Here is a 19,023-nt window from a genome sequence, read left to right as displayed (position 1 = left end):
AACTCCGTGGTCGATCACATCGGTAGACGCCCGGTCCCCCCTCTCTCCGCCGAACCCCGGCACATCTTCGTGACGGGCGGTGTGGCGTCGTCCCTCGGCAAGGGATTGACGGCGTCGAGCCTCGGTCACCTGCTCCGCGCGCGCGGTCTGCGCGTGACGATGCAGAAGCTGGACCCGTACCTCAACGTGGATCCCGGCACGATGAACCCGTTCCAGCACGGTGAGGTGTTCGTCACCGAGGACGGCGCCGAGACCGACCTGGACATCGGCCACTACGAGCGGTTCCTCGACGTCGAGCTCGGCCGCAGCGCGAACGTCACCACCGGGCAGGTGTACTCCACGGTCATCGCGAAGGAGCGTCGCGGCGAGTACCTCGGCGACACGGTCCAGGTCATCCCGCACATCACCGACGAGATCAAGTCGCGGATGCGCGCCCAGGCGCACGACGCCGACCCGCCCGACGTGATCATCACCGAGATCGGCGGCACCGTCGGCGACATCGAGTCGCAGCCGTTCCTCGAGGCAGCGCGCCAAGTCCGCCAGGACGTGGGCAGGTCGAACGTGTTCTTCCTGCACGTCTCCCTCGTGCCCTACATCGGCCCGAGCGGCGAGCTCAAGACGAAGCCGACGCAGCACTCCGTGGCGGCGCTGCGCAGCATCGGCATCCAGCCGGACGCGATCGTCTGCCGCGCGGACCGCGACATCCCCGAGAGCGTGAAGCGCAAGATCGCGGCGATGTGCGACGTCGACGACGAGGCGGTGGTCACGGCCGCCGATGCACCGAGCATCTACGACATCCCGAAGGTGCTGCACGCCGAGGGGCTGGACGCGTACGTCGTGCGCCGCCTCGACCTGCCGTTCCGCGACGTCGAGTGGGCGACGTGGGGCACGCTGCTCGACCGGGTCCACCGACCGGCCGACGAGATCGAGATCGCGCTCGTCGGGAAGTACGTGGGGCTGCCCGACGCGTACCTGTCGGTGACCGAAGCCCTGCGCGCCGGCGGTTTCGCCCACGACGCCCGGGTGCGCATCAAGTGGGTCGCCTCCGACGACTGCGAGACGCCCGAGGGCGCCCGGCGCGCCCTCGACGGGGTCGACGGCGTCCTGGTGCCGGGAGGGTTCGGCGTCCGTGGGATCGAGGGCAAGCTCGGCGCCCTGCGCTGGGCGCGCGAGCACCAGGTGCCGACGCTCGGCATCTGCCTCGGGCTGCAGTGCATGGTGATCGAGTACGCGCGCACGGTGCTCGGGCTGGAACGGGCGTCGTCGTCGGAGTTCGACGCCGACACGCCCGACCCGGTGGTCGCGACGATGGCGGAGCAGCTCGCGATCGTCGGCGGCGACGGCGATCTCGGCGGCACGATGCGGCTCGGCCGGTACGAGGCCGAGCTGGCGCCCGGCAGCGTCGTCGCCGAGGCGTACGGTGCGACCCGGGCGAGCGAGCGGCACCGCCACCGGTACGAGGTCAACAACTCCTACCGGCCCGCGCTCGAGGAGGCGGGGCTGGTCGTCAGCGGACAGTCGCCGGACTCGTCGCTGGTGGAGTTCGTCGAGCTCGACCGAGACGTGCACCCGTACTACGTCGGCACGCAGGCGCACCCGGAGTTCAAGTCGCGTCCCACGCGGGCGCACCCGCTGTTCGCGGGCCTCGTCGGGGCGGCGCTGGCGCGGCAGCGCGAGACGCGGCTGCTCGAGGTCGAGCCGGCGCGATGAGCTCCTGGTCCGACGAGCGCGTCCCGCCCGAGGTGCTCGCCAGCGAGACCGTCTTCGCGGGACGGGTCTTCGACGTCGACGCCGCCGAGGTGGACCTCGGGGTGGGTGGCGTGGTGCGCCGGGAGTTCGTGCGGCACCCGGGGGCGGTCGCCGTCGTCGCGCTCGACGAGGACGACAGGGTGCTCCTCCTGCGGCAGTACCGCGTGCCCGTCGGGGCGTTCCTGTGGGAGGTCCCGGCGGGTCTGCTCGACGTCGACGGCGAGCCCCTGCTCGCGGCGGCGCGGCGGGAGCTGGCCGAGGAGGCGGATCTCGTCGCGGCCCGGTGGGACGTCCTCGCGGACTACTGCACGACGCCCGGCGCGTCGACCGAGACCCTGCGGGTGTTCCTCGCGCGGGAGCTCATCGCGGTGCCGGACGGCGAGAGGCACGTGCGCGAGGCGGAGGAGCTCGGGATGGCGACGCGGTGGGTGGCGCTCGACGACGCCGTCCAGGCGGTGCTCGGTGGCCGGGTCCACAACCCGTCGACGGTCGTCGGGATCCTCGCGGCCGCGAGCTCGCGCGCGGCGGGCTGGGGCTCGCTGCGGCCCGTCGACGCGGCGTGGTTCCGGCAGGACGTCGCGCCGGCCTGAGCGGGCCGACGGGTCAGGACGTGACGCCGGTGACCGCGGCGGGAGCCGGCGTCGCCGGCTCCGTGAGGGACGGCCGCACACGCAGGGCGAGGATCGCCGTCGTCGTCGCCGTCACGAGGAGGGCAGCGCCGACCAGGTGCAGCGCGACGAGCACCTCCGGCAGGCCCGTGAAGTACTGGACGTACCCGATGAGTCCCTGCGCGAGCGTGACGGCGAGCAGCACGAGCCCGGACCGGCGCGCGCGGGCGAGGTCGGCGGGCGTCACGCCGTCGGCGGGGCGGGCGCGAGCGAGCAGGACGAGGAGCGCCACGAGCGCGGCGATGAACGCCCACACGGCGCCGGCGTGGATCCGGGAGACGAGCGTGGGGTCGAACGCGAACCGGTAGCCGACCTCCTCGTCTCCGGAGTGCGGGCCGGACCCGGTGACGAGCACGCCGAGGACCACGACGACCCCCGCGAGCACCCCGACCACGCGGCCGAGGAGCGGCACGGCCGGACCCGTGACCACCGGGCGCGGGGCGCCGTCGCCCTCACGCAGGCGCACGTACAGGGCCGCGGAACCCCAGATGAGGGCCATCGAGCTGAGGAAGTGGAAGCCGACGACGGCGGGGTGCAGGTCGACGAGGACGGTGATCCCGCCGATGACGGCCTGGGCGGCCACGCCCGCGAGCGGGACGAGGCCGAGCACGCGGAACGCGGTGCTGCGTCCGCGGGTGGCGGGCGCGCGCCAGATACCGATCGCGACGGCGACGGCGATGAGGCCGAGGACGCCCGTCAGGGTGCGGTTCCCGAACTCGATGTACGGGTGGAACGTGATCGCGTCGTGGTGCACGGGAGTGAACTCACCTGGCTCGCACTGCGGCCAGGTGGAACAGCCGAGCCCGGACCCGGTCAGGCGCACGATCCCGCCCGTGAGAACGATGACGACCTGGCCCACGAGGTTGGCGACGACGGCGATCCGGGTCCAGCGATCGGCGCGGGTGAGGGTAGCGGTCGTCACGCTTCCACGATAGTGCGGACCGATGGGTGGTCCGCGCCGGGAGGAGCGCGGCCACCAACCTCTCGCGGCGGGGCCACGAACCTCTCGCGGTGGGGCCACGAACCTCTCGCGGTGGGGCCACGAACCTCTCGCGGAGTCGTCAGGCGGCCGCGAGGACGCCGATGCCGATGAGGGCGCCGGCGAGCAGGCCACCGACGGTGCGCACGTGGTTGCCGCGGACCCAGGAGCGCATCCACGCGGGGAACGCGGCGGCGTCGAGGGTGTCCAGGGCGTTGTTGCGGGGGATGTGGTACCCCGCCGTCATGCCGACCACGCCGATGACGTACACGAGCGTCCCGCCGACGATCCACCACGTCCCCGGCCCGGAGTCGAGCACCGCCCGCACCCCGACGACGGCGGCCAGCGCCCCCGTCCCGAACACGAGCGCCATGAACGTGCCCGACCGCGGCGCCTCGACGTTGATCGCCTGCATCGCGCGCAGACCTTCCCGATCGGGCAGCGAGGCGACGGCCGCCGACGTGAACGTCGAGTACGGCAGGAACGCGCCGCCGCTCGCCGCCGCGGCGAGGGCCGTGGCGCCGGTCGCGATCTCCCACGCGCCCATCACGACCACACCCCGGCGGCCGCGGCGGCGGAGAGGTGAGCCGAGATGTCCCGTGGCGGCCGTCCGAGCGCGCGTTCGACGCCGTCGGTGAGCACCGAGTTCTGACCGCCGAAGACCTCGGGGAAGAGCGCGGACAGCAGCTCCACGACCTCGGGCGGGAGCCCGGCCTCGCGCCATCCGGCGACGGCGTCGTCCATCTCGAGCTCGACGTACTGGAGGTCGCGACCCACGAGGGCGCCGATCTCGGCGACGACCTCCGCGAACGTGAGGAGACGCGGCCCGGCCACCTCGTACACCTCGCCCGCATGCCCCTCGCCGGTCAGCGTCGCGACGGCCACGTCGGCGACGTCGTCCGCGTCGACGAACGGCTCGGGCACGTCCCCGACGGGGAGCGCCAGGACGCCGCCCGTCAGCATCGCCGCGAACTCACCCTCGGTGAAGTTCTGGGCGAACCATGAGGAGCGGACGACGCTCGCGGCCGGGAACTCCTCGAGCACGGCGTCCTCCGCGACGAGCGATGCGGCCTCGCCGCGCCCGGACAGCAGCGAGAGTCGATCGAGACCAGCGCTGCGGGCCGCGGCGGCGAACGCGCGCAGCGTGTCGGCGGCGCCGGGCACGCTGAGGTCGGGGCTGAAGGCGACATAGGCGCTGCGCGCGCCGTCGAGCACGTCCGCCCACGTGGCGGGCTCCTCCCAGTCGAACCTGGGGGTCGTGCTCCGGGAGACGGCGCGAACGGGCAGACCGGCGGCGCGGAGCCGGTCGGCGACGCGCGTGCCGGTGCGCCCCGAGGCGGCCGTGACGAGCACGGGCCTGGGGTCGGCCGGGCCGCCGGTCTCGCCGACGGCGGACGGGTCTGCGGCGGAGGCAGGAGAGGGGCTGGTGCGGTGCGTGGTCTCTGGCATGACTCGATCACACCAGGCGCCGGTATGGACGGACCATAGTGTCTCGTCGCGGATGCATACGCGATCGTCTCAGGTAGGCTCTGCGCGATGGACGCTCTCACTGCCGTGCTCACCGCCCACCGCGCGGAGGGTGCGTACGTGCTGCGGTCGGTGCTCGAGGAGCCCTGGTCGATCCGGCTCGAGGACGACTCCCCGCTCTCCGTGGTCGTGCTCGCCCGGGGCACGGCATGGCTCGTCGCCGACGACGGCGAGCCCCGGCTGCTCGAGGAGGGCGACGCGGCGCTCGTGCGCGGTCCGGGTCACTGGACCCTGGCGGACGCCCCCGGCACGCCCGCCCAGGTGCGGATCGGCCCCGGGCAGGTCTGCCATCCGGTGCCCGGCGCGCCCGGCCCGGGCTACCGCGACGTCGGCGTCCGGACCTGGGGAAACACCTGGGGGAGCACGCACGTCCGCGCCCGGGGGAGCATCTGGGGGATCACGGCGGACGGTTCCGGAACCGACTCCGGGACCGACGCGGACGCCGGCACCACCGAGGTGCTCACCGGCGCGTACGAGTCGCCGGCCGAGGTCGGCGCCCATCTGCTCACGCACCTGCCGCACGTCGTCGTCGTCCCGCGGACGGCCGGCGTCGACGGTGTGGTCGGGCTGATCCGCGGGGAGCTCGCCCGCGAGGACCCCGGTCAGGAGGTCGTGCTCGACCGCCTCGTGGACCTGCTCACCGTGACGCTCCTGCGGGCCTGGTTCTCGTCGCCGCAGGCGCATCCGCCGGCGTGGTACGCGGCGTTCGGCGATCCCGTCGTCGGCCCCGCGCTGCGGCACCTGCAGCACGAGCCGGCGCGGCCCTGGACGGTCGCGTCGCTCGCGGCCGTGACCCGATCGTCGAGGGCGACGTTCGCGCGCCGCTTCACGGAGCTGGTCGGCGAGCCGCCGATGGCATACCTCACGCGATGGCGCCTCGACCTCGCCGCCGAGGACCTGCGCACCTCGACGCTCACGCTCGAGGCGATCGGCCGGCGCGTCGGCTACTCCAGCGCGTTCTCGCTCAGTGCGGCGTTCTCCCGCGCCCGTGGAGAGAGCCCGACGGCGTTCCGGCGGCGGGTCCGGTCAGTCCCACCTGAACGTGCGGGCGGCTCCGAGACCGGCCACGACCGTCCAGCCGAGCAGGACCAGCGCGGGGAAGGCGACATCGGACGTCGACCCCGCGAACGCCGCGCGTAGTCCCTCGCCCAGGGCGCCCGAGGGCAGCCACGGCGCGACGGCCGCGAGGCCCGCCGGGAGCTGGTCCGCGGGGAGCACGACCGCGCCGCCGGCGAGCAGCAGGACCCAGACGAGGTTCGCCACGGCGAGCACGGCCTCGGGGCGCAGCGTGCCCGCAAGGAGCAGCGCGAGCGACGTGAACGCGGCGGTGCCGAGCACGGCGAGCCCGATCGCGGCCGGGACGCCGGAGGCGTCCGGTCGCCAGCCGAGGAGCACGGCCAGCGTGCCGAGGACGGCGACCTGCACGAGCTCGACCGCAAGCACCGCGAGGATCTTCCCGGTCAGGAGCCCGCCGCGCCCGAGCGGCGTCGTCCCCAGCAGCCGCAGCACGCCCCAGCGTCGGTCGAACGCCGTCGCGATCGACTGCGACGTGAACGCCGAGCTCATGATGGCGAGGGCGAGCACGCCGGGCGCGACGACGTCGATCCGCTCCGCCCCGCCCGTCGGGACGTCGATGACGCTCGTCCTCGACAGCGCGAGGAGGACCAGCGCCGGCAGGATGATCGTGACGAGCAGCTGCTCGCCGTTGCGGAGCACCGCCCGGGTCTCGAAGGCGGCGTAGGCGGCGACACGTCGCCACGACGGTGCCGGACCGCCCGCGGCCACCGTGGCCGAGCCCCCGCCCTGGTGCCCAGAGCCCTCGCTCTGGTGCTTGTCGGTCGCGATCCTCCTGCGCTCGTATCCTCGGTCGCGATCCTCCTGCGCTCGCTGGCGCTCGCTGTCGGAGTCTCGCTCGTTCCTCGCTCCGGAGTCCTCGCTCATCGCATCTCCCGGCCCGTCAGCTCGAGGAACGTGTCCTCGAGGGAGCGTGCTCCACGCCGCAGCGAGGTGATGAGCACGCCCTCGGCACGGCACCACGCGGCCAGCTCCGCGACGAGTGCCGGACTCGACTCGGCATGCACGAGGACCGTCGACGCCGGATCGTGAGTCGCGCGACCGACGCCGAGCTCCACGAGCGTCCCGCTCGCCGCACTCAGGTACGCCGCGAGTGCGGCGAGCTCGTCGTCGCCGAGGCTCCGGTCGATCGTCACGGCGAGGGAGTCCGGACCGCCGTGCGCCGTGATGAGCTCGTCGGGAGCGCCGGACGCGATCACGCTGCCGGAGTCGACGACGTGCACGAGGTCGGCGAGCTGCTCGGCCTCGTCCATGAGGTGCGTCGTGAGCACGACCGACGTGCCGCCGTCGCGCAGCTCGCGCACGAGCTCCCACACCGCGTGCCGCGACTGGGGATCGAGTCCGGCGCTGGGTTCGTCGAGGAACACGAGCTCGGGTCGGCCGATGATCGCCACGGCCAGCGCGAGGCGTTGGCGCTGGCCGCCGGAGAGTCGCCGGACGGGAGTTCGGGCGAACGCGTCGATCCCGAGCCGGGCCGACACCGCGACGACGTCGGCCGGGGCGGCGTGCATCGCCGCGGCGAGCGCGAGCACCTGCTGCGCGCGAGCCGAGTTCGGCAGACCGCCGTCCTGCAGCATCACGCCGACCCGGGCGTGGAGCTGCGCGGCGTCCCTGAGCGGATTGAGCCCGAGCACCTCGATCGTCCCGGCATCCTGCCGCCGCAGGCCCTCGCAGCACTCGATCGTCGTCGTCTTGCCGGCGCCGTTCGGCCCGAGGACGGCGGTGACGGCGCCCCTGGGTGCCGTGAGGTCCAGGCGGTCGACGACGGCGCGACCGGCGTAGGACTTGACGAGACCTCGCACGCGTACGGCGTCGACTGGCACGAGCGCCAAGTCTAGGTGGGGCCTCACCGTGGACGTGCTGCGCCGACGACGGCGGCCGCGCGTGAGGTTCCTCACCTCCCGCTGAGGGTCGCCTTGCTTGAAGGAATCGATATTAGCAACGACAATGTTGTCAAAACTACGGCCGGTCTCCCGGCCGGACCCACCGTCGATCGTGAGGGGAGGCACCATGCCCACACCGGCCACCGCGCACGTCTCCGCGCCGCAGCCGATGCCGGCCGCCGCCCCCACGCACCTCGAGCACGACCACGACGCCTCCACGCGCGAGCGCGTTCGCGATCTCGTCCTCCAGCGTGGCCCGATCGAGGCCGCCCGGCTCGCCGACCTGCTCGACCTCACGCCGGCCGGCGTGCGCCGGCACCTCGGCGCGCTCGAGGCGTCGGGGCAGATCGCCGTGCAGGCGCCGCCCGCGAGCGCGCACCGAGGGCGCGGGCGTCCGCCGAAGCGGTACGTCGCCGCGCTCGCTGCGCACGACGCCCGCCCGGACGCCTCGTCCGACCTCGCGGCCGACCTGCTGCGCTACCTCACCGTCGTCGCCGGCCCGGACGCGCTCGACCGCTTCGCCGACCAGCGCGAGGCCGAGCTGGAACGGCGCTACGCACCGATCGTCGAGGCGGCGGGGCACGACGTCGACGCCCGTACCCGTGCCCTCGCGGCCGCGCTCACGGACGACGGGTACGCGGCGTCCAGTCGTCCGCTACCGTCGCTCCTCGCGCTCCAGCTGTGCCAGGGCCACTGCCCGGTGCAGCAGGTCGCCGCCCAGTTCCCGCAGCTGTGCGAGGCCGAGACGCGGGCGTTCGCCCGCCTGCTCGGCACGCACGTGCAGCGCCTGGCGACGATCGCCTCGGGGCACCACGCGTGCACCACGCACGTGCCCGCGACCACCGCACCGCCCGCCGTCCTCCCGCACGTCCCGGACGCTCCGGGCAGAACCGTCAGCAGCCGCAGGCCGCCCGACCCCGTCAGGGAAGGAACCGCATGACCACCGAAGCCACTCCGGCGACCGAGCCGATGACGCAGGACGAGACCATCGCGTCCATCGGCAACTACACCTTCGGGTGGCACGACACGGACGTCGCGGGCGCGACCGCGCAGCGCGGCCTGTCCGAGGACGTCGTCCGGAACATCTCCGCGCTCAAGAACGAGCCCGAGTGGATGCTGCAGCGGCGGCTCAAGGCGCTGCGGTTGTTCGACCGCAAGCCGATGCCCACCTGGGGCGCCGACCTGTCGGACATCGACTTCGACAACATCAAGTACTTCGTGCGGTCCACGGAGAAGCAGGCCGCCTCGTGGGAGGACCTGCCCGAGGACATCAAGAACACGTACGACCGGCTCGGCATCCCCGAGGCCGAGAAGCAGCGCCTCGTGGCGGGCGTCGCGGCGCAGTACGAGTCCGAGGTCGTGTACCACCAGATCAACGAGGAGCTCGAGCGGCAGGGCGTGCTCTTCCTCGACACGGACACCGGGCTGCGCGAGCACCCGGAGATCTTCGAGGAGTACTTCGGCTCGGTCATCCCCTCCGGTGACAACAAGTTCGCGGCGCTCAACACGGCCGTGTGGTCCGGCGGGTCCTTCGTGTACGTCCCGAAGGGTGTCCACGTCGAGATCCCGCTGCAGGCCTACTTCCGGATCAACACGGAGAACATGGGCCAGTTCGAGCGGACGCTGATCATCGCGGACGAGGGCTCGTACGTGCACTACGTCGAGGGCTGCACCGCGCCGATCTACTCGAGCGACTCCCTCCACTCGGCGGTCGTCGAGATCATCGTGAAGAAGGACGCCCGCGTCCGGTACACGACGATCCAGAACTGGTCGAACAACGTGTACAACCTCGTGACGAAGCGCGCCACGGCCGCGCAGGGCGCCACCATGGAGTGGATCGACGGCAACATCGGGTCGAAGGTCACGATGAAGTACCCGGCCGTCTACCTCATGGGCGAGCACGCGCGCGGTGAGACGCTGTCCATCGCGTTCGCGGGTGCCGACCAGCACCAGGACACCGGCTCGAAGATGGTCCACATGGCGCCGCACACGTCGAGCTCGATCGTGTCGAAGTCGGTGGCCCGCGGCGGCGGCCGGGCGTCCTACCGCGGTCTCGTCCAGGTGCTCGACGGCGCCGAGGCGAGCAAGTCCAACGTGCTGTGCGACGCGCTGCTCGTCGACACCGTCTCCCGCTCCGACACGTACCCGTACGTCGACGTCCGCGAGGACGACGTCGAGATGGGTCACGAGGCGACGGTCTCGAAGGTGAGCGAGGACCAGCTGTTCTACCTCATGTCCCGAGGCATGCCCGAGACCGAGGCGATGGCCATGATCGTGCGCGGGTTCGTCGAGCCCATCGCGCGCGAGCTGCCCATGGAGTACGCCCTCGAGCTCAACCGCCTCATCGAGCTTCAGATGGAAGGGGCCGTGGGTTGATGGCTCAGGCGATGACCACCGATCACTCCCGGGCGCAGGCGGATGCCGCGCACACGCACGGCGGAGGCACGCACCCCGAGTCGTCGCGAGCCGACCGCGCGTCGTCGTTCGCCTTGGCGGACTTCCCGCTGCCGAACGGGCGCGAGGAGGAGTGGCGGTTCTCCCCGGTCCAGCGGCTGCAGCGCCTGTTCGCCGGCGAGCTCACAGGCACCGGACCGCGCGTCGAGGTGAGCGCGGCGCCGGGCGTCGGCGTCGAGATCGTCGACCACCACGACTCCCGGCTGGGTGTCGCGGGCGCCCCGGGCGACCGCATCGCCGCAGCGGCGTGGGAGGGGTTCCGCGAGGCGACCGTCGTCACGGTGCCGGCCAACCACGTCGCGGAGACCGAGACGACCATCGCGCTGCGCGGCGCGTCCTCGCGCGAGGACGTGTCGCCGTCAGCGGCCCACGTCACGGTGATCGCCGAGACGTTCAGCGAGGCGGTCGTCGTGCTGGACCACACCGGCGGGGCCGAGCTCGCGCAGACGGTCGAGATCGTCGTGCACGACGGCGCGAAGCTCACCCTGGTCTCGGTGCAGGACTGGGACGCGGGAGCCGTGCACGTCGCGAGCCACCGGGCGAGCGTCGGCCGTGACGCCTCGCTCAAGCACATCGTGGTGACGCTCGGCGGCGACGTCGTGCGCCTCACCCCGGACGCCGCGTTCACGGGCACCGGCGGCAACGTCGAGATGCTCGGGCTGTACTACGCGGACGCCGGCCAGCACCAGGAGCACCGCCTCTTCGTCGACCACGCCCAGCCGCACTGCACGAGTCGCGTCACGTACAAGGGCGCCCTCCAGGGCGACGGCGCGCGCAGCGTCTGGGTGGGCGACGTCCTCATCCGCAAGGAGGCCGAGGGCACCGACACGTACGAGCTCAACCGCAACCTCGTCCTCACGGACGGCGCGCGGGCGGACTCGGTGCCGAACCTCGAGATCGAGACCGGCGAGATCGAGGGGGCCGGGCACGCGAGCGCGACCGGTCGCTTCGACGACGAGCAGCTGTTCTACCTCAAGTCGCGCGGGATCCCGGAGGCCACGGCACGCCGTCTGGTCGTCCGCGGCTTCTTCGCCGAGCTCATCCAGCAGATCGGTGTGCCGAGCATCGAGGAGCGGCTGATCGCGGCGATCGAGGTCGAGCTCTCCCACACCGGCGAGTGAGGCCCTGCGCATGACCCACCAGGCCGCGGCACGTGTCGCGGACGTGCCACCCGGCACCGCCGTGCGCGTCGAGCTCGACGCCGCCGACGGGTCGCTCGTCGAGGTCGCTGTCGTGTGTGCCGACGACGGGTCGATCCACGCCATCTCGGACGTGTGCTCGCACGGCCAGGTCTCGCTCTCGGAGGGCGAGATCGAAGGGTGCACCGTCGAGTGCTGGCTGCACGGGTCGGTCTTCGACCTGCGCACCGGTCAGCCGCTCGGCCTGCCCGCCACGCGTCCCGTCCCTGTCTACCCCGTGACCATCGACGGCGAGGAGATCCTCGTGGACGTCGACAACCAAGGAGAGAACTGATGTCCACCCTCGAGATCCGCGACCTGCACGTCTCCGTGGAGACGAACGACGGCCCCAAGCCGATCCTGCGCGGCGTCGACCTCACCGTGAACAGCGGTGAGACGCACGCGATCATGGGCCCGAACGGCTCCGGCAAGTCCACGCTGGCGTACTCGATCGCCGGTCACCCGAAGTACGAGGTCACCTCCGGCAGCGTGACGCTCGACGGCGAGGACGTCCTCGCGATGAGCGTCGACGAGCGCGCCCGCGCCGGCCTGTTCCTCGCGATGCAGTACCCCGTCGAGGTGCCCGGCGTGACGGTGTCGAACTTCCTGCGGACCGCGAAGACGGCGATCGACGGCAAGGCGCCCGCGCTGCGGCAGTGGGTGGGCGACGTCAAAACCGCGATGGAGGACCTCCGGATGGATCCGGAGTTCGCCGAGCGCAACGTCAACGAGGGCTTCTCCGGCGGCGAGAAGAAGCGCCACGAGATCCTCCAGATGGAGCTGCTGAAGCCGAAGTTCGCCGTCCTCGACGAGACGGACTCCGGCCTCGACGTCGACGCGCTCCGCGTCGTGTCCGAGGGCGTGAACCGCGTCAAGGGGAACAGCGACATCGGTGTGCTCCTCATCACGCACTACACGCGGATCCTGCGGTACATCCACCCGGACCACGTGCACGTGTTCATCGACGGGCGGGTCGCCGAGCAGGGTGGCCCCGAGCTGGCCGAGCGGCTCGAGGAGTCCGGCTACGACCGCTACCTCACCGCTCGCGCCTGATCGGAGCTCCCCGGTGTCCGCCCCCGCTGCGACCCCCGCGCTGAGCGCGGCGGAGCTCGCGCGCGTCCGCGCGGACTTCCCGCTCCTGGAGCGCACGGTGCGTGGCGGGAAGCCGCTCGTGTACCTGGACTCCGCGGCGACGTCGCAGAAGCCAGAGTGCGTCATCGACGCCGAGCAGGACTTCTACCTCACCACGAACGCTGCCGTGCACCGCGGTGCGCACGCGCTCGCCGAGGAGGCGACGGTCGCGTTCGAGGCGGCCCGGACGCAGGTCGCCGCGCTCGTGGGTGTCGACGCGGGCGAGATCGTGTGGACGAAGAACGCGACGGAGGGCATCAACCTCGTCGCGTACGCCTTGTCGAACGCGACGCTCGGTCGGGGTGGCGCACCCGCGCAGCGGTTCGGTCTGGCGCCGGGCGACGAGATCGTCGTCACGGAGCTCGAGCACCACGCGAACCTCGTCCCGTGGCAGGAGCTGGCCGCTCGCACCGGGGCGGTGCTGCGCTGGTTGCCGGCGACAAACGACGGGCGGCTCGACCTGAGCACGCTCGACGAGGTCGTGACGACTCGGACCCGTCTCGTGGCGTTGACTCATGCGTCGAACGTCACGGGGGCCGTCTCGCCGGTGGCGCCGGTGGTCGCGCGGGCGCACGACGTCGGCGCACTCGTCCTGCTCGACGCGTGCCAGAGCGTGCCGCACCTGCCGGTCGACCTGCGCGCCCTCGGCGTGGACTTCGCCGTCTTCTCGGGCCACAAGATGCTCGGCCCCACGGGGATCGGTGCGCTGTACGGGCGGCGTGAGCTGCTCGAGGCGATGCCGCCGTTCCTCACCGGGGGTTCGATGGTCGAGGTCGTGACGATGACCGAGACCACGTACCTGCCGCCGCCGCAGAGGTTCGAGGCGGGCACGCAGATGGTGGCCGAGGCTGTGGGTCTCCGGGCCGCCGCCCAGTACCTGGCGGACCTGGGCATGGCGCAGGTCGCCGAGCACGAGCGCGCTCTGACCCAGCGGCTCCTGAGCGGGATCGCTGGCATCGACGGTGTGCGGGTGCTCGGTCCGACGGACGCCGCGGATCGGCTCGCCGTGGTGTCGTTCGCCGTCGACGGCGTGCACCCGCACGACGTCGGTCAGGTGCTCGACGACGCCGGGATCGCCGTGCGGGTGGGTCACCACTGCGCGCAACCGATCCATCGCCGACTCGGGGTGGTCGCGTCCGCCCGGGCCTCGGCGAGCGTCTACACCACTCAAGACGAGGTCGACGCGTTCCTCGAGGCGCTGCGCGGCGTACGCTCGTTCTTCGAGGTGGGAGTGCCGTCATGAGTTCGCTCGAGCAGCTGTACCAGCAGGTGATCCTCGACCACGCCCGCGAGCGGCATGCGTACGGTCTGCGCGAGGGGGCGGCGGGGGAGTCGTTCCAGGTCAACCCGACATGCGGCGACGAGGTTCGCCTGCGGGTGCACATCGACTTCGGGTCGGCGGGCGACGGTGGCATCGGCGGAGCTGACAGCTTCGGCGGTGCTGGTGGCGGCGACGTCGGCAGTGGTGTCCTCACCGGTGCGGGGGCCAGCGGCCGTGAGGTGAGCGCCCGACCTCGGATCTCCGGCGTGAGCTGGGAGGGCCACGGCTGTTCGATCTCGCAGGCGTCGATCTCGGTGATGTCGGACCTCGTCACGGGCACCGACGTCCTGACGGCGGACGCGTTCGCCGAATCGTTCCGCGCGCTGATGCACCACCGCGGCGAGCCGCTCGGCGACTCCCGCGACGAGGAGCTCGGCGATGCGGCGGCGTTCGTCGGCGTAGCGAAGTACCCAGCGCGTGTGAAGTGCGCGCTGCTCGGCTGGATGGCCCTGCGCGACGCTCTCGCGCACGCACTCGTGAAGGAGGAGTCATGACGGATCAGGTCACGGATCAGGTCGCAGAGACGCCCACCTCGGCCCCGTCCGCCTCGGCGGCGGGCGCTGCGGAGTCCACCGGCGCACCCGCCGCGGACGCCGGGACGACCGTCGGCGCGGCGCCGAACGTCGCCGACGTCGAGGAAGCGCTGCGCGACGTCATCGACCCCGAGCTCGGTATCAACGTCGTCGACCTCGGATTGGTCTACGGAGTCGTCATCGACGGCAACAACGAGGCGGTCATCGACATGACGCTCACGTCGGCGGCCTGCCCGCTGACCGACGTCATCGAGGACCAGGCCGCCCAGGCGCTCGAGGGCCTCGTCGCCGGGCAGCGCATCAACTGGGTCTGGATGCCACCGTGGGGACCGGACAAGATCACCGCCTCCGGCCGCGAGCAGCTCCGGGCGATCGGCTTCAACGTCTGACCATTCGGGCGATCGGCTCAAACGTCTAGCGCTCGCGCGATCGGCTCAACGTCTGACCCTTCGGGCGATCGGCTTCAACGTCTGACCCTTCGGGGTGATCTGCTTCAACGTCTGACCCTTCGGGGTGATCTGCTTCAACGTCTGCCCCTTCGGGCTGATCCGCTTCAACGTCTGGAGCTCGCGCGATCGGCTCAACGTCTGGCGCTCGCACGCGTCGGTCGTCGCTCGAGTCTTCCCGTCGCTCAGGTGGCCGGGGGTCGGTAGTTCTAGCTCGGCCTCGCCCGGCGACCGCACATTGGTCAGCGCAGCTCGTCGTCCCGAGCTCGCGCGACGACGCCGACCCGCGGTCGTCGTCGCTCGCCACCCATGAACGCGACGTGGCCCAACGTCTCCAGAGGCTTGGCCTCGAGTGCCGCAGTGCGTCACCACGGCGGCGGCTCGTCCGAGTTCCACAGCCCTGGTGCCGCCGCCGGAGGTGACGTGAGTCCGCCCGGCGGAGAAGCCCCGGACAAGTCGGCTTCTGGTCTCCGCGGTGGATCCGATCCGAGTGGCTCCGCCGAACCAGAAGCTGACCGATCCTGCCGTTCCGGCACAACGTTCTCGACCACGGCGGAAGGCGCCGCCACCGTAGGTCGCATCGCGGGCACGAGGAGGTCGTCCTGGAGGCGGGTGCTGGTGCCTAGGGTGGAGCCGTCGCGCCGTCGAAAGTGGTGGCCGCCGGGTATGACGTCGATGCCGAGGTGACGTCGGTGGACCTCGTGGTGGTGGAAGACGCACAGCGTGATCGCGTTCTCGAGCGAGGTCGCGCCTCCGTGCGAGTACCAGATCCGGTGGTGCACCTCGCACCAGGAGGCACGGATCGAGCAACCGGGCCAGCGGCAGTGCCGGTCCCGCGCCAGGGCCGCTCGCCGCAGCTCCCTGGTGTACGAGCGTTGTGTCTGCCCGACGTCGAGAGGGACGCCGTCCGCGTCGAGCACGATCCGGGTCATCTCGCAGTCGCACGCGAGCGTCTCCAGGACGCCGAACGGGACGAGTGTGCCGTCCTCCAGCTCGGCGAGCGGGACCTCGTCCGCTGAGCCGGAGCCGCGGGAGCCGGATCGCACGCCAGGTGCCGCGCCCACGGCGACGTCGCCCACGGCGACGTCGCCCACGGCCTCGCCGCCCACGGCCTCGCCGCCCACGGCCTCGCCGCCCATGGCAACGTCGCCCACGGTCGGATCGCCCGCGGCCTCGCCTGCGCAGGTGGACGTCGGACGGCGGCGCAAGAGCAGCCACGTGTCATACGGGACGAGCAGGTTGAGGTGAGGCCGAACCTGCGCCCCCGGCTTCTCGGTCCCGGACGCCAGGACCCGCCCGGCGAGGTCGACAAGGGCGTCCGCGCGCCGCTGATCCGGGGTGCGCAGGTCCGACGCTGCGGGTGCGGGCGTCAGTGCTTCGAGAGCGGTTCGCAGTGTCGCGCCGGCAAGCGGGTCCAGGAGGCCTTCGATCCGGGTGCCCCGGTTCCCGCCCGTGATCCGGAGGAACCGGCGGGCACGCACGCTCTCCGCGTCGCGGTCCGCCTGATCGGCGTCGATCCGCCCCGCCCACGCTTGTGCCTTCTTCCGGAACGTCGGCACGTCGGTCTGCACCGCCGTCGGCAGGAGCTCGCTCTCCCCGCCCGACGCCAGCCGTTCCTTCACAGCAGGCGACGCCTCCGCGAGGAGGGACGTCAGGACGTCCGCGTGCCCGAGACTCACCTCACCCGTGGCAACGGCCTCCGCCGTCCCGGGCAGGGCGTCAAGCCCGTCGGCGAGCGTCGCCTCCCGACGCGCCGCACCGCGCCCCTGCCCGGACGTGCGGGCCCGCCAGCCGGCGAAGTCACGGTCGCCGTCGACCGCCCACCGCCCTTCCTCGCGGATGACGCCCAGCACGTGGCCACGGTTCACGCGGATGAGAGCCTCTGCGCGGTCGAGCACCGCGACCGCCTCGCGGAGAGCAGCTTCCTCGGCGACTTCTCGGCCGGAGCGGACGTCGCTGACCGCGACGCCGAGCGCCTCGACGGCGAGGAGCACCGCGCGGGCGTTCGACACGACGTCCGGATCGCCCGTCGACGTCGACGCCGACGCCGACGCCGCCGAACCGGACGGGTCGGCGGAGCTCGGGGAGCCCGAGGAACGAAGAACGCCCGAGCCGCGCGGTGACGTCATCCGCGCCGGAGCGACAGCGTGCAGGGCGCGCGAGGAACGCGGCCCGTTCGCCGGGGAGGCAGCGGTACGCAGCACATCCGGCACCACCTCTGCACTCATCTGCTGCCACCTCCTCGCCCGTCGACCGGTTCGAACATCTGTTGCCATAATAGGTGGAGCCTCCGACATCCCGCCGAGGGCAGCCGCCGCCTGTGGACAACGGCGATGCGCCAGAACCCGAGCATGGACGAGCCACCCAGGAGACCCCAGGAGGGCCCGCCGGGCTCAGCGACTCAGAGCTGCGAGCCCGACACGGCGAACGTGTCGCACGCCGCCAACGACCCCTGGTCGTACCCCACACCGAACCACCGCTGCCGCGACTCGCTCGACCCGTGCGTCCACGCCTCCGGGTTCACCGCGCCGCCCGCCGCCGACTGGATGCGATCGTCGCCGACGGCGGCCGCCGCGGAGAGCGCGTCGGCGATCTGCTGGCGGGTGGGAGGCTCGAGGAACGTGACGCCGGAGTCGTCCCGGGTGGTCGCCGCTCCGCGCACCCACATCCCGGCGTAGCAGTCGGCCTGCAGCTCCAGGCGGACGCCGTCGGACGTCGGGCCGGTGCCGGAGCGGTCGATCGAGTCCATCGTGCCGAGCCGGTTCTGGATGTGGTGACCGAACTCGTGCGCGACGACGTACATCTGCGCGAGCGACCCGTTGCTCGCCCCGAACCGGGACGTCAGCTGGTCGAAGAACGCCACGTCGAGGTACACGGTCGCATCGGGCGGGCAGTAGAACGGACCGGTGGCGCTCGACGCCGCGCCGCACGCCGTCGTCGTCTGCGCGGTGAACAGCTCGAAGGGCGGCTGGTCGTAGGCCACGCCGCCCTGGGTGGGCAGCTGCGCCTCCCAGTAGGCGTCCAGCGACAACGCCGTCGCCTGCATCCGGCACTCCACGTTCTCGTTCGCGTCGGCGCCCGTTCGGCAGTCCTCCAGGGACGTCGGCTCGTCGCCGGCCACGGGCTCGCCGCCGTCGCCGGGAGCGAGGCCGCCCAGGTCGAACCCGAACACGAGCCCGAGCACCACGACGAGGAGGCCGCCGACCCCGCCGCCGATGGCCGCTCCGCGCCCGCGCCCGCCCCGGCGCACGCGCGAGCCGGAGACGTTCGCGTTCTCGTTGAAGGTCATCGCGCTCCAGGTGGTGGGCCGGCTCTCATCGTAGGAACCCTCGCGCGCGTGCGCCCGGCGGCGCGGCCGCGCGTGCCAGGCGTTGGAGGGTCTCCACGAACATCGCGGCCCGAATCGGTGAGCGCTGCGCGTGCTCGCGCGACCCGAACGGCCCTACGGTGGCGACGTCCGCCGTCGTCGCCCGTGGAGGAGCACACGTGACCACCGAGAACTTCGCCCAGCCCCAGCGCCTCGTGCTCGGGGACCTGCTCCCGGCGAGCCGCGTCCGCGACGCCGCCCTGGTGCTCGCCGGGACTGGCGTCGTCGCCGCGCTCGCGCAGGTGGCGATCCCGCTGCCGTTCACGCCGGTGCCGCTGACGCTCGGCACGTTCGGCGCACTCGTCGTCGGCGCGGCGCTCGGCCCTGCCCGTGCGGCGGCCTCGCTCGCCCTGTACATGCTGGCCGGGGTCGCCGGCGTCGGCTGGTTCGCCGGCGGTGCGAGCGGCTGGCAGTTCGCGTCGTTCGGCTACGTCCTGGGCTTCCTCCTCGCGGGCGTCCTCGTGGGCCGGCTCGCGCGCGCGGGAGCCGACAGGAAGCCGCTCGCCACGATCGGCGCCATGCTGCTCGGCTCGGTGGTCGTGTACGCGTGCGGCGTGCCGTGGCTCATGGCCTTCCTCGGCGTGGACCTGCCCGAGGCGCTGCGCCTCGGCGTCGTGCCGTTCCTCGCCGGAGACGCGATCAAGTCCGTGCTGGCCGCCGTCGTGCTGCCCGGCACCTGGGCCGTCGTCAGCCGCGTACGCCGAGGCTGACCC

Annotated in this window: 19 protein-coding genes; 12 read left to right on the top strand and 7 right to left on the bottom strand. The window is 72.6% G+C overall.

Annotated features, from left to right (window positions below; translation table 11 throughout):
- Positions 1-6 precede the first annotated feature (6 nt).
- Complete coding sequence (locus BCAV_RS11820) at positions 7-1,710, top strand: CTP synthase (RefSeq protein WP_015882839.1); 1,704 nt, start codon at positions 7-9, stop codon at positions 1,708-1,710.
- A complete protein-coding gene (locus tag BCAV_RS11815; protein ID WP_015882838.1) occupies positions 1,707-2,339 on the top strand; it encodes an NUDIX domain-containing protein in 633 nt (210 codons plus the stop codon). The genes BCAV_RS11820 and BCAV_RS11815 overlap by 4 nt, the downstream gene beginning before the upstream one ends.
- A gap of 13 nt (positions 2,340-2,352) precedes the next feature.
- Here BCAV_RS11815 and BCAV_RS11810 read toward each other — a convergent pair whose 3' ends face one another.
- The 3 genes from BCAV_RS11810 to BCAV_RS22970 form a co-directional block, all read right to left on the bottom strand.
- Positions 2,353-3,339 (bottom strand): COX15/CtaA family protein, encoded by a 987-nt coding sequence (locus tag BCAV_RS11810; RefSeq protein WP_015882837.1) that lies wholly within the window; start codon positions 3,337-3,339, stop codon positions 2,353-2,355.
- 139 nt (positions 3,340-3,478) lie between these two features.
- Entirely contained in the window at positions 3,479-3,943 is a 465-nt protein-coding gene (locus BCAV_RS11805; RefSeq protein ID WP_015882836.1) for an anthrone oxygenase family protein, read from the bottom strand.
- Positions 3,943-4,845 (bottom strand): Rossmann-fold NAD(P)-binding domain-containing protein, encoded by a 903-nt coding sequence (locus BCAV_RS22970; protein ID WP_222836639.1) that lies wholly within the window; start codon positions 4,843-4,845, stop codon positions 3,943-3,945. The genes BCAV_RS11805 and BCAV_RS22970 overlap by 1 nt, the downstream gene beginning before the upstream one ends.
- A gap of 87 nt (positions 4,846-4,932) precedes the next feature.
- Here BCAV_RS22970 and BCAV_RS22160 point away from each other — a divergent pair, with 87 nt between their 5' ends.
- Positions 4,933-6,063 carry an AraC family transcriptional regulator gene (locus tag BCAV_RS22160; RefSeq protein ID WP_083770023.1) on the top strand — a complete coding sequence of 377 codons (1,131 nt, stop codon included), beginning with the start codon at positions 4,933-4,935 and terminating at the stop codon, positions 6,061-6,063.
- Here the strand turns inward: BCAV_RS22160 and BCAV_RS11790 are convergent.
- On the bottom strand, positions 5,950-6,864 hold the full coding sequence (locus BCAV_RS11790) for an ABC transporter permease (protein ID WP_015882834.1): 915 nt from the start codon (positions 6,862-6,864) through the stop codon (positions 5,950-5,952). The two genes, BCAV_RS22160 and BCAV_RS11790, sit on opposite strands and share 114 nt — an antisense overlap.
- Positions 6,861-7,820, bottom strand: a complete 960-nt coding sequence (locus tag BCAV_RS11785) for an ABC transporter ATP-binding protein (protein WP_015882833.1) — start codon at positions 7,818-7,820, stop codon at positions 6,861-6,863. Before BCAV_RS11785 ends, BCAV_RS11790 begins: the two co-directional genes overlap by 4 nt.
- Positions 7,821-8,007: 187 nt before the next feature.
- On the opposite strand from BCAV_RS11785, the gene BCAV_RS11780 reads away from it, so the two are divergent.
- Genes BCAV_RS11780 through BCAV_RS23415 form a run of 8 tightly spaced genes read left to right on the top strand, consistent with a single transcriptional unit; the run spans position 8,008 to position 14,886 of the window.
- Positions 8,008-8,820 (top strand): helix-turn-helix transcriptional regulator, encoded by an 813-nt coding sequence (locus tag BCAV_RS11780; RefSeq protein ID WP_015882832.1) that lies wholly within the window; start codon positions 8,008-8,010, stop codon positions 8,818-8,820.
- Positions 8,817-10,256, top strand: a complete 1,440-nt coding sequence (sufB, locus tag BCAV_RS11775; RefSeq protein ID WP_015882831.1) for a Fe-S cluster assembly protein SufB — start codon at positions 8,817-8,819, stop codon at positions 10,254-10,256. Before BCAV_RS11780 ends, sufB begins: the two co-directional genes overlap by 4 nt.
- 11 nt (positions 10,257-10,267) lie before the next feature.
- Positions 10,268-11,455 (top strand): Fe-S cluster assembly protein SufD, encoded by a 1,188-nt coding sequence (sufD, locus tag BCAV_RS11770; protein WP_245528838.1) that lies wholly within the window; start codon positions 10,268-10,270, stop codon positions 11,453-11,455.
- Between the two features lie 10 nt (positions 11,456-11,465).
- Positions 11,466-11,807, top strand: a complete 342-nt coding sequence (locus BCAV_RS11765; RefSeq protein ID WP_015882829.1) for a non-heme iron oxygenase ferredoxin subunit — start codon at positions 11,466-11,468, stop codon at positions 11,805-11,807.
- Positions 11,807-12,565: a Fe-S cluster assembly ATPase SufC gene (gene sufC / locus BCAV_RS11760; protein WP_015882828.1), complete on the top strand. Its 759-nt coding sequence runs from the start codon at positions 11,807-11,809 to the stop codon at positions 12,563-12,565. Before BCAV_RS11765 ends, sufC begins: the two co-directional genes overlap by 1 nt.
- A gap of 13 nt (positions 12,566-12,578) precedes the next feature.
- On the top strand, positions 12,579-13,886 hold the full coding sequence (locus BCAV_RS11755) for a cysteine desulfurase (protein WP_015882827.1): 1,308 nt from the start codon (positions 12,579-12,581) through the stop codon (positions 13,884-13,886).
- Positions 13,883-14,458, top strand: coding sequence for an iron-sulfur cluster assembly scaffold protein (locus tag BCAV_RS11750; RefSeq protein ID WP_015882826.1), 576 nt, complete (start codon positions 13,883-13,885; stop codon positions 14,456-14,458). Before BCAV_RS11755 ends, BCAV_RS11750 begins: the two co-directional genes overlap by 4 nt.
- Positions 14,455-14,886: a metal-sulfur cluster assembly factor gene (locus tag BCAV_RS23415; protein ID WP_015882825.1), complete on the top strand. Its 432-nt coding sequence runs from the start codon at positions 14,455-14,457 to the stop codon at positions 14,884-14,886. Before BCAV_RS11750 ends, BCAV_RS23415 begins: the two co-directional genes overlap by 4 nt.
- A gap of 422 nt (positions 14,887-15,308) precedes the next feature.
- Here BCAV_RS23415 and BCAV_RS11735 read toward each other — a convergent pair whose 3' ends face one another.
- Positions 15,309-17,171, bottom strand: coding sequence for an HNH endonuclease signature motif containing protein (locus tag BCAV_RS11735; protein ID WP_015882823.1), 1,863 nt, complete (start codon positions 17,169-17,171; stop codon positions 15,309-15,311).
- A 173-nt stretch (positions 17,172-17,344) separates the two neighbouring features.
- Positions 17,345-18,232: a KPN_02809 family neutral zinc metallopeptidase gene (gene ypfJ, locus BCAV_RS11730; RefSeq protein WP_015882822.1), complete on the bottom strand. Its 888-nt coding sequence runs from the start codon at positions 18,230-18,232 to the stop codon at positions 17,345-17,347.
- Positions 18,233-18,429: 197 nt separating this feature from the next.
- Between ypfJ and BCAV_RS11725 the strand changes: the two genes are divergently transcribed.
- Positions 18,430-19,020, top strand: coding sequence for a biotin transporter BioY (locus tag BCAV_RS11725; RefSeq protein ID WP_015882821.1), 591 nt, complete (start codon positions 18,430-18,432; stop codon positions 19,018-19,020).
- The last annotated feature ends 3 nt before the right edge of the window (positions 19,021-19,023 follow it).

It is taken from the genome of Beutenbergia cavernae DSM 12333, assembly GCF_000023105.1.
Lineage (GTDB): Bacteria > Actinomycetota > Actinomycetes > Actinomycetales > Beutenbergiaceae > Beutenbergia > Beutenbergia cavernae.
The sequence above is the reverse complement of the archived record's forward strand: the minus strand, read 5'-3'. Positions and strand labels throughout refer to the sequence as shown.

Coding starts and splice junctions, on each gene's coding strand:
- sufD (WP_245528838.1), top strand. CDS start 10,268: ATGACCACCGATCACTCCCGGGCGCAGGCGGATGCCGCGCACACGCAC.
- BCAV_RS23415 (WP_015882825.1), top strand. CDS start 14,455: ATGACGGATCAGGTCACGGATCAGGTCGCAGAGACGCCCACCTCGGCC.
- BCAV_RS11735 (WP_015882823.1), bottom strand. CDS start 17,171: ATGAGTGCAGAGGTGGTGCCGGATGTGCTGCGTACCGCTGCCTCCCCG.
- BCAV_RS11780 (WP_015882832.1), top strand. CDS start 8,008: ATGCCCACACCGGCCACCGCGCACGTCTCCGCGCCGCAGCCGATGCCG.
- sufB (WP_015882831.1), top strand. CDS start 8,817: ATGACCACCGAAGCCACTCCGGCGACCGAGCCGATGACGCAGGACGAG.
- ypfJ (WP_015882822.1), bottom strand. CDS start 18,232: ATGACCTTCAACGAGAACGCGAACGTCTCCGGCTCGCGCGTGCGCCGG.
- BCAV_RS11790 (WP_015882834.1), bottom strand. CDS start 6,864: ATGAGCGAGGACTCCGGAGCGAGGAACGAGCGAGACTCCGACAGCGAG.
- BCAV_RS11805 (WP_015882836.1), bottom strand. CDS start 3,943: ATGGGCGCGTGGGAGATCGCGACCGGCGCCACGGCCCTCGCCGCGGCG.
- BCAV_RS11815 (WP_015882838.1), top strand. CDS start 1,707: ATGAGCTCCTGGTCCGACGAGCGCGTCCCGCCCGAGGTGCTCGCCAGC.
- BCAV_RS22970 (WP_222836639.1), bottom strand. CDS start 4,845: ATGCCAGAGACCACGCACCGCACCAGCCCCTCTCCTGCCTCCGCCGCA.
- BCAV_RS11750 (WP_015882826.1), top strand. CDS start 13,883: ATGAGTTCGCTCGAGCAGCTGTACCAGCAGGTGATCCTCGACCACGCC.
- BCAV_RS11765 (WP_015882829.1), top strand. CDS start 11,466: ATGACCCACCAGGCCGCGGCACGTGTCGCGGACGTGCCACCCGGCACC.
- BCAV_RS22160 (WP_083770023.1), top strand. CDS start 4,933: ATGGACGCTCTCACTGCCGTGCTCACCGCCCACCGCGCGGAGGGTGCG.
- sufC (WP_015882828.1), top strand. CDS start 11,807: ATGTCCACCCTCGAGATCCGCGACCTGCACGTCTCCGTGGAGACGAAC.